The organism is Nocardia sp. SYP-A9097, from assembly GCF_009649815.1.
In the GTDB taxonomy this organism is placed as follows: Bacteria; Actinomycetota; Actinomycetes; order Mycobacteriales; family Mycobacteriaceae; genus Nocardia.
The window spans coordinates 85,992-99,485 of record NZ_WJIC01000001.1 but is presented as its reverse complement, the minus strand read 5'-3'; the positions used below and the strand labels follow the sequence as shown (position 1 = coordinate 99,485).

General features: G+C 67.1%; 11 protein-coding genes. 7 read left to right on the top strand and 4 right to left on the bottom strand.

Features of this window, described 5'->3' with window-relative positions:
- Nucleotides 1–12: 12 nt before the first annotated feature.
- Nucleotides 13–447 (top strand): SRPBCC family protein, encoded by a 435-nt coding sequence (locus GFY24_RS00450; RefSeq protein ID WP_309230407.1) that lies wholly within the window; start codon nt 13–15, stop codon nt 445–447.
- Between the two features lie 39 nt (nt 448–486).
- Here GFY24_RS00450 and GFY24_RS00445 read toward each other — a convergent pair whose 3' ends face one another.
- Together GFY24_RS00445 and GFY24_RS00440 are read right to left on the bottom strand one after the other, a co-directional pair.
- Nucleotides 487–849, bottom strand: a complete 363-nt coding sequence (locus GFY24_RS00445) for a VOC family protein (RefSeq protein WP_153802949.1) — start codon at nt 847–849, stop codon at nt 487–489.
- A 14-nt stretch (nt 850–863) separates the two neighbouring features.
- Entirely contained in the window at nt 864–1,682 is an 819-nt protein-coding gene (locus GFY24_RS00440; RefSeq protein ID WP_153802948.1) for a MerR family transcriptional regulator, read from the bottom strand.
- Nucleotides 1,683–1,781: 99 nt separating this feature from the next.
- Between GFY24_RS00440 and GFY24_RS00435 the strand changes: the two genes are divergently transcribed.
- Both GFY24_RS00435 and recR read left to right on the top strand, forming a co-directional pair.
- Entirely contained in the window at nt 1,782–2,114 is a 333-nt protein-coding gene (locus GFY24_RS00435) for a YbaB/EbfC family nucleoid-associated protein (protein ID WP_309230250.1), read from the top strand.
- Nucleotides 2,114–2,722: a recombination mediator RecR gene (gene recR / locus GFY24_RS00430; protein WP_067569305.1), complete on the top strand. Its 609-nt coding sequence runs from the start codon at nt 2,114–2,116 to the stop codon at nt 2,720–2,722. Before GFY24_RS00435 ends, recR begins: the two co-directional genes overlap by 1 nt.
- A gap of 405 nt (nt 2,723–3,127) precedes the next feature.
- On the opposite strand, the gene GFY24_RS00425 is transcribed toward recR, so the two are convergent.
- Both GFY24_RS00425 and GFY24_RS00420 read right to left on the bottom strand, forming a co-directional pair.
- Complete coding sequence (locus GFY24_RS00425; RefSeq protein WP_309230248.1) at nt 3,128–3,772, bottom strand: hypothetical protein; 645 nt, start codon at nt 3,770–3,772, stop codon at nt 3,128–3,130.
- Nucleotides 3,773–3,788: 16 nt separating this feature from the next.
- A complete protein-coding gene (locus tag GFY24_RS00420; protein ID WP_153802947.1) occupies nt 3,789–3,977 on the bottom strand; it encodes a hypothetical protein in 189 nt (62 codons plus the stop codon).
- Between the two features lie 127 nt (nt 3,978–4,104).
- Here GFY24_RS00420 and GFY24_RS00415 point away from each other — a divergent pair, with 127 nt between their 5' ends.
- From GFY24_RS00415 to leuA, 4 genes are all read left to right on the top strand, one after another.
- Complete coding sequence (locus tag GFY24_RS00415; RefSeq protein WP_153802946.1) at nt 4,105–7,686, top strand: DUF2126 domain-containing protein; 3,582 nt, start codon at nt 4,105–4,107, stop codon at nt 7,684–7,686.
- Between the two features lie 23 nt (nt 7,687–7,709).
- Nucleotides 7,710–10,565, top strand: a complete 2,856-nt coding sequence (locus GFY24_RS00410) for a circularly permuted type 2 ATP-grasp protein (RefSeq protein ID WP_309230247.1) — start codon at nt 7,710–7,712, stop codon at nt 10,563–10,565.
- On the top strand, nt 10,562–11,455 hold the full coding sequence (locus tag GFY24_RS00405) for a transglutaminase family protein (RefSeq protein WP_309230246.1): 894 nt from the start codon (nt 10,562–10,564) through the stop codon (nt 11,453–11,455). The genes GFY24_RS00410 and GFY24_RS00405 overlap by 4 nt, the downstream gene beginning before the upstream one ends.
- Before the next feature lie 203 nt (nt 11,456–11,658).
- Nucleotides 11,659–13,461 (top strand): 2-isopropylmalate synthase, encoded by a 1,803-nt coding sequence (gene leuA / locus GFY24_RS00400; protein ID WP_153802945.1) that lies wholly within the window; start codon nt 11,659–11,661, stop codon nt 13,459–13,461.
- The last annotated feature ends 33 nt before the right edge of the window (nt 13,462–13,494 follow it).

The following is a 13,494-nucleotide window of genomic DNA, read 5'->3' as shown; positions in this document are numbered from 1 at the left end:
AAGGAGCACATGGTGGGACAGGTCAGCGCCTCCAGTTCGGTTGTCGTGACGGCAGATCCGCAGCGGACCCTCGAGGCGATCGCGGATTACGAGTCGGTGCGGCCGCGCATCCTCTCCTCGCACTACCGGGATTACAAGGTGGTCGAGGGCGGTAAGGGTGCGGGGACCGTGGTGGATTGGACGCTGGACGCCACCGAGAAGCGGTCACGCAATGTGCACGCCACCATCTCGGTCTCGGATTCCATGGTGACGGAACGGGATTCGAACTCCTCGATGGTCACCACCTGGACGGTCACCCCAGAGGGTGGCGGCTCCCTGGTCACCACGCGCACCAGCTGGAAGGGCGCCGGCGGTATCGGCGGCATCTTCGAGGGCATCTTCGCACCGCTCGGCCTGAAGAAGATCCAGGCCGAGGTGCTCGCCAACCTCAAGGAAGTCCTCGCGTAAGCCCGTAACCAAAACGGTCGGCCGACGAGCTGGCATCGCCTAATCCGCTGCCTTCTCGACCGCGATATCGAACAGGTTGCCCTCGGGGTCGGCGAACGTCGACCAGATGACGCCGTACTCGTCGAAATCGGCGATGTGCTTGGCGCCGAGGGCAACCGCGCGTTCGTGCTGCGCGCGCAGATCGTCGGCGGTCAGATCCAGGTGCACCACATTCTTGCCCGGCGTCTTGTCCGGGACCTGGATGAACATCAGCGTCGGCGAGAAGCCGGTGCTCTCCCCGACGGTGGCGAAATGCTCGTTGCCGCCCGGGTCGACGGTGCGCTCCAGCAGCTGCGCCCAGAATCCGGCCAGCTCTGCGGCATTGCCGCAATCGATGGTGATGTTGGCGATCTTCAATCCCATGAGATGTCTCCTGTTCAGAGCCGGCCGATGGGCCAGCAGATTTCGGTGATGTAGTCGGCCTCGGCGACATCGCCGGGACCGGCCAGGTAGAGCTCGCGAACAGGTTCGGCGAGTGCGGTGTCGTGTTCGGCGACATGGCTGCCCAATGCGCCGTAGCTGAGGTCGAAGTCGGTGAAGGGGCCGTTGTGTACGGCCACGGCGAAGCGGCGGGCGGGTAGATCGACCACGGTGCCGAACGCTCCGGCGCGGTCCCGATCGGCCGGAGCGATGGGTACGAATGCCACCACCTCGCCGCGATCGTGTTCGAAGAACTCCAGTGCGTAGGTCGCGCCGCCGGGACCGCCGGGTTGGATGCCCCCGGCTTCCAGGGACCGGTACAGCGTGGCGAAGCTGGCATCGCACCATTCGCCGATCACCTCGCGTGCGACCACCTCGGCCACCGACAGTGCGGGATAGCTTGCGACGGAACGGTATTCGACCCGTAGCGGTTTGTCGCTCGGCGGTAGTAGCAAGGCCCGCAGCGAGGCCACCACATCGCGGGTGCGGGTGAGCTCGGCCTCCATTCGCTCCAGATGCGCCCGCAGTGCGGCATCGCGTGCCGCCCGATCCGGCGCGGACAGTACCGCTTTGATCTCCGGCACCGGCATATTCAGTTCGCGCAGCCGGCGAATGAGATGCGCCTGCTCGACCTGATCGGTCGAGTAGAACCGGTACCCGGTGCTGGGGTCCACCGAGGCGGGCGCCAGCAATTCGATCTCGTGGTAGTAGCGCAGCGCTTTCACACTGAGGTAGCTGAGCCGGGAGAACTCCCCGATCGGAACCGTCGCTGTCATGCCTTCAGCGAACACTCTCCCACCGGGGGAGAGTCAAGAGGGGCGCGCGGATCTGCGGCTAGGCTGATTCGGTTACTTCCCCCGCAGAGAGGACACGCCGTGCAGCCCGGTGGAGAGTTCGATATCCAGCAGTTGATGGCCCAGGCCCAGCAGATGCAGGCGGCCATGATGGCCGCACAGCAGGAGATCGCCCAGTCCGAGGTCGAGGGCGAGGCCGGCGGTGGTCTGGTGCGTGCCAGGATCCGCGCCACCGGTGAGGTGCTGTCGCTGACCATCGACCCGAAGGTGGTCGATCCCGAGGATGTCGACACCCTGCAGGATCTGGTCATCGGCGCGCTCAATGCCGCCATGGAGAACGCCCAGCAGCTGGCCGCCGATCGGCTGGGCCCGCTCGCCGGTGGTCTCGGCGGCGGCGCGCTCCCGGGCTTCTGATGTACGAGGGTCCGGTTCAGGATCTCATCGACGAGCTCGGCAAACTGCCCGGTGTGGGTCCGAAGAGCGCGCAGCGCATCGCTTTTCACCTACTGGGTGTGGAACCGCCGGAGATCGACCGCCTGCAGGCGGCGCTGCAGAAGGTGCGCGACGGTGTGCGGTTCTGCGCCGTCTGCGGCACGGTCTCCGATGGTGAGCTCTGCCGTATCTGCTCCGACCCGCGCCGCGACCGCACCATGATCTGCGTGGTCGAGGAGCCCAAGGATGTGCAGGCCATCGAGCGCACCCGCGAATTCCGCGGCCGCTACCACGTGCTCGGCGGCGCGCTGGATCCGCTCTCGGGTGTCGGCCCGGATCAGCTCCGCATCCGGGAACTGCTGCAGCGCATCGGAAATCAGGACGACGGTGTCGACGTCAGCGAGGTGATCATCGCCACCGACCCCAATACCGAGGGCGAGGCGACAGCCACCTACCTGGTCCGCATGCTCCGGGATTTCCCCGGCCTCAGCGTGACCCGCCTGGCCTCCGGCCTCCCGATGGGCGGAGACCTGGAATTCGCCGACGAATTGACCCTGGGCCGAGCCCTTTCCGGCCGCCGCGCTTTGTAAGGCGGGGAGCGCCGAGTCGGGGTTCCGGGCGAGAGCCTCCGGGTATTCGGGGTTTCAGGGGTTTACCCCTGAGAGCCTACGAGAGTTGTCATGTCCATACCGGCGGTGCCAATGCCGCCGGATGTGGGCATGGAATGTGCTGGCTGTTCCGGGGTATATCAGCGCCCGCTCCGGTCGCATGTAATGCCACTACCGCGGCGAGCGCTGCGGCGATACCTGCCAATACGGCCAGGCTCTTACGCAACCTCGGAGTCGCGGCCTTCTTCGGGCGTAGCCTCACACTTCTCTCCTTATTCCGGGTCGAACCTGGGAACAGCGGAGCACGAAATTAGTGAAAGGCTAGCGTTCCTGCACCCGCGCAGACTTACTTCTGCGGGTGCCGAATACCGAATCGAGACCCGGTTGTTATTGGAAGGTGAGGCGTTGCCAATCGAGCGCCTCGAAATTCGAGCGGTCGTCGATTGCCCATGACCAGATGAGATCGGCGACGGTCGAGGGATCATCGACTCGTACGCTGTAATGCAAATCCGCCGATCCGTCCCGGTATTCGACGTCGTAGCGCCCGTCCTCGTGCCGGTAGGTCTGGATATAGACCTGGTCGCCGCGCTCCGCGATCAGATACGGTCCCGGCGCGCCCAGCTCGGGCACCCAGAGGTGCGCGAGTTCGCAAGTCAGATACGGGAATTCCCCCGCGCCGCCATGTGACACCGAAACCGGTACCGCCCCGGCGGGATCCATCAGCCAGGCCAGCTGCGGATCGTAGACCGCATAGCCGCGTGGGGTGGCCAGCTCGAACAGCAACCCGCGCACATGACCGATGGCGTCATAGGGGCTGGACACGAACAGCGCCTCGCCGATCGCCCCGTCCGCGGCGGGCGCGCCGAGGAATTCGTCCGCCTCGGCGAGTTCACCATTGCGCTTGTCGAGCTCGGCGGCCAGCTCGGCCACGAGCTCGGCGGCGGGCCGGCCGTTCTGCGCGGTCAGGAACGCGTCGAGCTCGGCGGGCGTCGGGGCGACACCGGAGGGCAGCAGCACATGGTCGTAGCTCACTTGACCAGGCTAGTAGTCACCCGGCCAGGGTCTGCCGCCCGGTACCCGCGGTGAACTCGGGCTGCACGCATTCGCAACCGCCCGCGATATCGGAGCAGTCGGCCAGGTACGGGTGGCGTAGCCGGTCGGTATCGGCGCACGCCCAATCCGTGCACTCGGCCGAACCGTCGGCGTGTGCGATCAGTGTCCCGAGACAGTGGTTCATGAAACCTCCTTCGACCGTCTGCCGAAATCCAAGCACTCGGGTACGACAACCGGGGGAGGTCACCGCGTGTCGTCCGATCTGTCTGGATAAACCCTGCGTGTCCCGGTCCGGCGTGGTGAACTTGACTATGGGGATTCGGGTTTCCCTCGAACATCGCACCACTTACACCTTCGATCGCCCCGTGCGTATCCATCCGCACGTGGTCCGATTGCGACCCGCGCCGCATACGCGCACCGCGATCCAGAGCTACTCCATGCATGTCACCCCCGCCGATCACTGGGTGAACTGGCAGCAGGACGCCTTCGGAAACTTCTTGGCGCGCCTGGTATTTCCGGAACCGGCGCAGGAGCTGTCCATCACCATCGGGCTGATCGCGGATATGGATGCGATCAATCCGTTCGACTTCTTCATCGAGGACGCCGCCGAATACGTCCCCTTCACCTACGCGCCCGCCCTGGCCGCCGACCTCGAGGTGTACCTGCGCCCGGTCGACGAGGGCGAATCCGGTTCCGGGCCAGGGCAATCGGTGCGCGATTGGGTGCACCGGCACCGGCCGCAGGGCAGTACGCGCACCATCGAATTCCTGATCGGCCTCAATCAGGCGCTGCGCGAGGATGTCGGTTACAGCATCCGCCTCGAACCCGGTGTGCAGACACCGGATCACACCCTCGACACCGGTATCGGGTCCTGCCGTGATTCGGCCTGGCTGCTCGTCTCCATCCTGCGCGAATTCGGCCTGGCCGCCCGCTTCGTCTCCGGGTATCTCATCCAATTGGCCCAGGACGTACCGTCTTTGGACGGCCCCTCGGGTCCGCCCGCCGACTTCACCGATCTGCACGCCTGGACCGAGGTGTACCTGCCCGGCGCGGGCTGGGTGGGCCTGGACCCCACCTCCGGTCTCTTCGCCGGTGAGGGGCATATCCCGCTGGCGGCGACCCCGCATCCGGTCTCCTCGGCACCCATTACGGGCGCGACCGATCCGGTGCGTGCCACCCTGGATTTCTCCAATACCGTCCACCGCATCCACGAGGATCCGCGAGTCACGCTGCCCTACAGCGATATTCAGTGGCAGCGCATAGCCGCGGCGGGCGCGGCTATGGACGCCCGCATGCGGACCGCGGGCATAGACCTCACCATCGGTGGTGAGCCCACCTTCGTCTCGCTCGACGATCAGACCGGTCCGGAGTGGACCACCGATGCCGACGGACCCCGAAAGCGTGAGCGTGCGGCCGATCTCGCCCAGCGCCTGCGCCGCATCTACGCCCCCGACGGTCTGGTGCAGTACCGGCAGGGCAAGTGGTATCCGGGAGAACCCTTGCCGCGCTGGGAAATCGCCATGCTGTGGCGCACCGACGGCCAGGCGCTCTGGCAGCATCCCGGCCTGCTGCGCAATCCGTGGCTGCCACCGGCTCCGTCACCTCCGGTGGCATTGCCCGAAAGACCGCGTCCCGCTGGGGGTTCCACGTCGAGCCGGGGCGCCGGAGTCCCCGCACGCACGCAGACCGCCGCGGTGGTCGAACCGCAGGTGACCACCGCGGCGTTCGTGAATGGATCCGATGCCGCAGTCGATGTCCCGCACAGGACAGCCCTGGGCGATACCAACGGCGATACGACCGAACTCGAATCCGACTCGGAGAAAGACGAATCCGGCGCGCAGGTGGACGCCGGAACCGCCTGGGCCTTGATCGCGCATGTCGCACAGGGGCTGGGGCTACCGGATTCCCAGGTGCGTCCCGCGTTCGAGGATCCGCTGCTGCGCGTCGCGACGCAGGCCGCCCAGCCGATGGGCGTGCCCGTCGACTCCGGTGACGACCTTGCGCCGGAACAGGATTCGGCCCGATCCCGCCGGGCGCTGCTGGCCCGACTGGATACCGCCGTGGGGGAGCCGGTCGCCTATGTGCTTCCGCTGTACCGGCGTTCGGACGAAGCCGGTTGGGCGAGCGCGGATTGGCGGCTGCGGCGCGGCCGAATCATGTTGACGGAGGGCGATTCTCCGGCCGGATTACGGCTACCGCTGAGCTCGGTCTCCTGGCGTGCTCCCGCGCGCCGACCCGAGTCGGATCCTTTCGCGCCCCGCCTGCCCCTGGAGATCGACGAACCGGATGCCATTGTCGAATCGGCCGATCGCGCGCCGATCACCGCGCTGGTGGCGGAGATTCGGGACGGGCAGCCGTTCATCTTCCTGCCACCGGTCGAGGAGTTCGGGGCCTTCTGCGATCTGGTGCGCCGGGTCGAGGAGGCGGTGCTGGCGGTCGGCCAGCCCGTGGTCCTGGAGGGGTACGGCCCGCCGGTCGATGCCCGGCTGCAATCGCTCTCGATCGCCCCGGACCCGGGCGTGATCGAGGTGAACGTGCAGCCCGCCGCGAGCTTCACCGAACAGTCCGAGCTCCTCGAAACCCTTTACGAGCAAGCAAGATCGGCACGCCTGAGTACCGAATCCTTCGATGTCGACGGCACCGATCGGGGTACCGGCGGCGGCAATCACATCACCCTGGGCGGGCCCACCCCGGCGCGGTCACCGCTGCTGCGCCGCCCGGATCTGCTGGTCTCCATGCTCAGGTACTGGCAGCGGCATCCCGCGCTGTCCTACCTGTTCTCCGGTCGCTTCATCGGTCCCACCTCGCAGGCTCCGCGCGCCGACGAGGGCCGGGTCGAGGCCCTCTACGAAATGGAGATCGCCTTCGACGAGATCGCGCGGCTCACCAATGGTTCCGGCGGACCACCCGCCGAGAATGCCGCCGCGCCCTGGGTGGTCGACCGCGCCCTGCGGCATCTGCTCACCGATCTCACCGGCAATACCCATCGCGCCGAATTCTGTATCGACAAGCTGTACAGTCCGGATTCCGCACGCGGCCGCCTCGGCCTGGTGGAGTTGCGCGGCTTCGAGATGCCACCGCATTTCCGCATGGCCATGGTGCAATCGCTGCTGGTGCGGGCGCTGGTGCTGCGGTTCTGGGAGCGCCCGTACACCGCTCCGCTGCTGCGGCACGGCGCCAATCTGCACGGCCGCTATCTGCTCCCGCATTTCCTGGCCGCCGATATCGCCGATGTCGCGGCCGATCTGCGCTCGCACGGTATCGAATTCGATATCAGCTGGCTGGAACCGTTCTCCGAGTTTCGTTTTCCGAGGTTCGGCACGGTGGTACTCGGGGATATGGAAGTCGAACTGCGCGGGGCCATCGAACCGTGGAACACCCTCGGCGAGCAGACCACGGCCGCCGGCACCGCCCGCTATGTGGATTCCTCGGTGGAGCGTATGCAGGTGCGGGTGACCGGGGCGGATCGTGGCCGCTATGCGGTGACCTGCAATGGTTTCCCGATCCCGCTGATGGCCGCCGGCAGGGACGATGTGCAGGTCGGTGGCGTCCGGTATCGCGCCTGGCAGCCACCTGAATCACTGCATCCGACTATCACCGTGGACGCCCCGCTGATCTTCGATGTGGTGGATCTGGAGACCGGTCTTTCGCGCGGGGGCTGCACCTATCACGTCTCGCATCCGGGCGGCATGTTCTATGCCGGGCCGCCGGTGAACGCGATGGTGGCGCAATCGCGGCGCAATCGGCGTTTCGAACCGGCCGGACATACTTCGGGCCCGGTCGACATAGCGGATCTGCGTGCCAAAATGGCCATACAGGCCACCGATATCGGCGCGCCCGGGATCCTCGATCTACGCCGGGCGCGCACGGTGTGGGGCGCCGGCGACCGGTAGGCATACGCCCGAAAGTGGTGACGGTGACAGTGTTCGACACGACGGCACCCGGCGAATACGCGAAATACCGTGCGGCAGCGGCCGATACGGGCTCGATCGATGCGGTCGGCCTGCCCACCGACGGCTACTACGACGAATTGGTGAACGGCGGCGGCCGGCTGCGCCCCAGCTGGGCGGAGCTCTCCGCCGAATTCCTGGAGCAGGGCCGGGACGGTCTGCACGCCCTGGATTCGCGGGTACGGCGGCTCGTCGAGGACGACGCCATCACCTACACCGAACTCGGCAGCACCGCGAATGAGCCCGCGCCGCCGCGACTCTGGCGCTTGGACCCGATCCCACTGCTGCTCGATGCCGCGGATTGGCAAGATCTGGAGGCGGGCGTGGTACAGCGCTCGCGACTACTGGACGCCATCCTCGCGGACGTATACGGCCCGCGCCGCACCCTGACCGCAGGCCTGCTACCGCCGCGGGTGGTCTTCGGCCACCACGGGTATATGCGTGCGGCACACGGGATTTCACTCCCGGGACGACATCAGCTGTTCCTGCACGCCTGCGATATCAGCCGGTGGAGCGACGGCGGCTTCCGGGTGCTGGCCGACTGGGCACAGGCGCCGTCCGGCGCGGGCTACGCGCTCGCCGACCGGCGCGTGGTCTCCGCGGCCATACCCGAGGCGTTCGAACTGGCCAGCCCGCTACCGTTGAATCCGTTCGTGCGCGCCATGCGGCTCATGCTGGTCGAGGCCGCGCCGCATGCCGCCGATGAGGAGCCGGTGGTGGTGGTGCTCAGCCCCGGCCCGCAATCCGAAACCGCCTTCGATCAGGCCTATCTCGCGTCCGTGCTGGGTTTTCCGCTGGTGGAGAACGCCGATCTGGTGGTGCGTGACGGGCGATTGTGGATGCGCTCGCTCGGCACCCTCAAACAGGTGGATGTGGTGCTGCGCCGCGTCGACGCCGAATTCTCCGATCCACTGGATCTGCGCCCGGATTCGCGATTGGGTGTGGTCGGGCTGGTCGAGGTGCTGCGCCGGGGCGCGGTCACGGTGGTCAACACGCTCGGCAGCGGACTGCTGGAGAGTCCGGCACTCGGGGCATTCCTGCCGGAGCTGTCCCGTGCGCTGCTGGATGAGGACCTGAAGCTGCCGAGTATCGAAACCTATTGGGGCGGAGACGATTCCCAGCGATCACATCTCATCGGAAATCTGCATCGGCTGATCCTGCGCTCCACCCTCGACGATACGGCCACCGTCTTCGGGCCACTGCTGACCCGGTTGCAGCGCGCGGAGTGGCGCGAACGCATTGCCGCCGAGGGCTGGCGCTGGGTGGGGCAGGAACCGGCCCGATTCTCGGTGGCCCCCGCGGTCGCCGCCACCGGTGATCTCGCCGCCGCACCCGTCGCAGTGCGCCTGTTCTCACTGGCCGGTCGCGTCGGATACCGCGTCATGGCAGGCGGACTCGGCCAATTGCATCAGCGCACCGGACCCGACGGCATGATCGGGGAGGTCGCCGCCAAGGACGTCTGGGTGCGCGCCGCCCCGGCCGCGGTCCCGGCCGTGGAGGTCATCGAGGAACGCGACCGCCGCGTCCCCGCCATTGCCACCGTGGATGTGATCAGCTCCCCGCGCGTGCTCAACGATCTGTTCTGGATGGGCCGCTACGTCGAACGCGCCGAGGCCACCGTCCGCCTGCTCGACGCCACCCACGACCGCTACCAGGACTACCGCTACCGCCCCTGGCTGGAGGGCTCGGAGGCCATGCCGATCCTGATAGCGGCCCTGGGTCATATGACCGGCACGACGCCGCCTCCGCCCAGAAGAACCGCACCGGCATCGGACGAAACACGAAGCACCGCGGAGCCGTACCAGGCTGTGCAGCATCAGGATTCGAGCGGTCAACGTCAAGTCCAGAGCGGTCAATCGCAGAGCCAAGGCGGCCAGTCACAGAGTCAGGGCGGCCGGTCGCAGAGTCAGGGCAGAGGTTCGGAGGAATCAACCAGGGAGCTGCGGGCCGAGATGTCCGCCGCGCACCGCCGCCGCGAATTCTCCGATCAGCCCACCATGCCCATCGCGCTGCCCGGCGCATCGCGACGCGAGCACGACTACCTGGTCTCGCTGACGGTCGACCGGGAGCTCTCCGGCTCACTGGCCTTCGCGGTCGAGCGCTATGGCACCGCGGCTCGCGCTGTGCGAGACCAGCTTTCACCGGATACCTGGATGATCATGGGTGCGGTGGATCGCGCACTGTCGGAGTACCTCTCCGCCCGCGGCGATCTGGGCGCGGCACTGTCGGCCGTACATTCCCGGGCCTTGGCGGCCCTGCTCTCATTGTCCGGTATCGACGCGGAATCCACTGTGCGCGATACCGGTTGGCATGTCATGGATATCGGCCGCCGCCTGGAGCGCGGCCTCGCGCTGACCTCGCTGCTGGCGGCCGCGCTCACCGACACGTATCCGGCGGAGGTGGGCCGGGTGGTCACCGAGGCGGTGCTGCAGGCCACCGTCTCGTCGGTGAGCTACCGGCGGCGGCACCGGGATTCGCTCCGGGTCGCCGCGGTCGCCGGTCTGCTGCTGTTCGACCGGAGCAATCCGCGCTCGCTGGCCTATCAGCTCGAACGCCTAGAGGCGGACTTTCTGGCCCTGCCCGCCGCCTCCGGATCCACCCGCCCGCAACGACTCTTGACCGATGCTCAGCGCATGCTGCGCCGTGTCGATCCGGCCGATCTGGAGGTCACCGACGCGACGGGCTGCCGCACCGAACTCGCCGAACTGCTGGACGGCGTGCACCTGCGACTGCGCAAGATCTCCGAATCCTTCGAAACCACCAGGCTTTCGGTGCCGCGCGAGATCCAGCCGCTGTGGGGCTCCACCCGGGTGGTGGGGTGAGGGTGCGCCGCTATCGGGTGCTGCACAGCACCGTCTACGTGTATTCGGACGAGGTCACCAGTTCCTACGGCCGCGCCTATCTGACGCCGCGCGCATTCCCCGGCCAGCGGCTGCTGTCGCACGATATCCGGGTCGATCCGGTGCCGTCGGATCGTTCGGTCGGCACCGATGTGTATGGCAATACCACCCTGTATTTCCATGTCACCGCCGAACATCGCCGCCTGGAGGTGACGGGGGAGTCGATGGTGGAGGTGACGAATCCGCCGGAGATCCCCGCGCCCGGTCCGTGGGAGAAAGCCTGCCCGGATATCGAGAACGGCCCGCTCGCAGTGGAATTCACCCTCGACCTGAATCCGCCCGAGATCACTCCGGCGGTCGCCGCCTATGCCGCCGAATCCTTCCCGCCCGGTCGCCCACTGCTGGAAGCCGTGCAAGAGCTGACCGCCCGCATCCACACCGATTTCACCTATGAATCCGGCTCCACCACCGTCAGCACCCGCGTCGCCGATGTCTTCGCCGATCGCCGTGGCGTCTGCCAGGACTTCGCGCGCCTGGGCATCGCCTGCCTGCGTTCACTGGGGCTGGCCGCCCGCTATGTCTCCGGCTATCTCGCCACCGACCCGCCGCCCGGCCGGGAACGGATGGTCGGGGCGGACGCCACGCACGCCTGGGCGGCGGTGTGGCTGCCCGATGGCAGCGCCGACGGGCACTGGGTCGACTTCGATCCCACCAACAACCAATTCGCCGACGAACGCTATGTGACCGTGGCCTGGGGTCGCGATTATGCCGATGTGCCGCCGGTGCGCGGCATCATCTACACCGACGCGAAGGAGAGCACCATCCGTGTCTCCGTCGATGTGGCCCCGCTCGAGGCGTGCACCGATGCGTGATTCCACCTACCTCGACAGTGTGTTCGCCCCTGCTTCCGGCACCGTATTGCCACGTTGTAAACTCCTGATCATCATGCAGCGGGCAAGCCTTCTCCTCGGCCGCCGCGGCGGGGTCTGATACGGACCGGCTCCCGTCGCGGGTGTTCGTCGTGCCGGTCTACCCCATAACTGGGATCCAGCCACACTCTCGGAGATAAATCGCCATGTCACCCGCTGATGCCTTCGTATCCGGTTCGCGCACGATCAATGTGCCGTCCAAGCCTGCTCCTGCGGATCAGCCCGCCTGGAACACGCAGAAGAACTCCTCCATGCCGACTTTTCGGTATCGGCCGTTCGCCGAGGAGGTCGAGCCCGTCACGCTGGCCGACCGCACCTGGCCGGACAAGGTCATCGACCGTGCCCCGCAGTGGTGTGCGGTCGACCTGCGCGACGGTAATCAGGCGCTGATCGATCCGATGAGCCCGGCCCGCAAGCGCCGCATGTTCGACCTGCTGGTGCGAATGGGTTACAAGGAGATCGAGGTCGGCTTCCCGGCCGCGAGCCAGACCGACTTCGACTTCGTCCGCGAGATCATCGAGGACGGCGCCATCCCGGCCGACGTCACCATTCAGGTGCTGACCCAGTCCCGCCCGGAACTGATCGAGCGCACCTTCGAAGCCTGCGCGGGCTCCCCGAACGCCATCGTGCACTTCTACAACTCGACCTCCATCCTGCAGCGCCGGGTGGTCTTCCGCGCGGACCGCGAGGCCGTCAAGAAGATCGCCACCGACGCCGCCACGCTGTGCCTGGAGATCGAGAAGAAGTACCCGGACACCAACTGGCGCTACGAGTACAGCCCCGAGTCGTACACCGGCACCGAGCTGGATTACGCACTGGACGTGTGTGATTCGGTCTCCGCGATCATCGCGCCGACACCCGAGAAGCCGCTGATCATCAACCTGCCCGCGACCGTGGAGATGGCGACCCCGAACGTCTACGCCGACTCCATCGAGTGGATGAGCCGCAATCTGGCGCGCCGCGATTCCATCGTGCTGTCGCTGCACCCGCACAATGACCGCGGCACCGCCGTGGCCGCCGCCGAACTGGGCTACCAGGCCGGCGCGGATCGCATCGAGGGCTGCCTGTTCGGCAATGGTGAGCGCACCGGCAATGTCTGCCTGGTGACCCTGGGGATGAACCTGTTCTCCCGTGGTGTCGACCCGCAGATCGACTTCAGCAATATCGACGAGATCCGCCGCACGGTCGAATACTGCAACCAGCTGCCCGTGGCCGAGCGTCATCCGTACGGCGGCGACCTGGTCTACACCGCGTTCTCCGGTTCGCATCAGGACGCCATCAACAAGGGCCTGGACGCCATGAAGGCCGCCGCCGACGCCGCGGACTCCGATGTGGCCGATATGACCTGGGCGGTTCCGTACCTGCCCATCGATCCGAAGGATGTCGGCCGCACGTACGAGGCTGTCATCCGGGTGAATTCGCAGTCCGGCAAGGGCGGCGTGGCCTACATCATGAAGACCGATCACGGCCTGGCGCTGCCGCGCCGGCTGCAGATCGAGTTCTCCCAGGCGGTGCAGAAGATCACCGACGGTGAGGGCGGCGAGGTCACCCCGAAGGAGATGTGGGACGTCTTCGCCGAGGAGTACCTGACCCCGATCGTGCCCCTGGAGCGCATCCGCCAGAAGGTCACCGCCTCCGAACTGGACGGCGGCGTCGACCATATCGAAGCTGTCGTCAAGGTGGACGGCGTGGAACAGGCCATCTCCGGTGAGGGCAACGGCCCGCTCGCCTCGTTCGTGGACGCGCTGGCCACCATCGGCTACGACGTGCGGGTGCTGGACTACAGCGAGCACGCCATGTCCTCCGGCGACGACGCGCAGGCCGCGGCCTACGTGGAGTGCGCCATCGGCGACAAGGTGACCTGGGGCGTAGGCATTGCCACCTCGATCACCACCGCCTCGCTGCGCGCCGTGGTCTCCGCGGTGAACCGGGCCGCGCGCGGCAACTGACAGACCCTCGATGAGCCCGCTCCGATTGTCCGG

Bases quoted from the DNA above. Each gene is read 5' to 3' on its own strand.
- GFY24_RS00445 (WP_153802949.1), bottom strand. From the start codon at position 849: ATGGGATTGAAGATCGCCAACATCACCATCGATTGCGGCAATGCCGCA.
- leuA (WP_153802945.1), top strand. From the start codon at position 11,659: ATGTCACCCGCTGATGCCTTCGTATCCGGTTCGCGCACGATCAATGTG.
- GFY24_RS00440 (WP_153802948.1), bottom strand. From the start codon at position 1,682: ATGACAGCGACGGTTCCGATCGGGGAGTTCTCCCGGCTCAGCTACCTC.
- recR (WP_067569305.1), top strand. From the start codon at position 2,114: ATGTACGAGGGTCCGGTTCAGGATCTCATCGACGAGCTCGGCAAACTG.
- GFY24_RS00420 (WP_153802947.1), bottom strand. From the start codon at position 3,977: ATGAACCACTGTCTCGGGACACTGATCGCACACGCCGACGGTTCGGCC.
- GFY24_RS00415 (WP_153802946.1), top strand. From the start codon at position 4,105: ATGGGGATTCGGGTTTCCCTCGAACATCGCACCACTTACACCTTCGAT.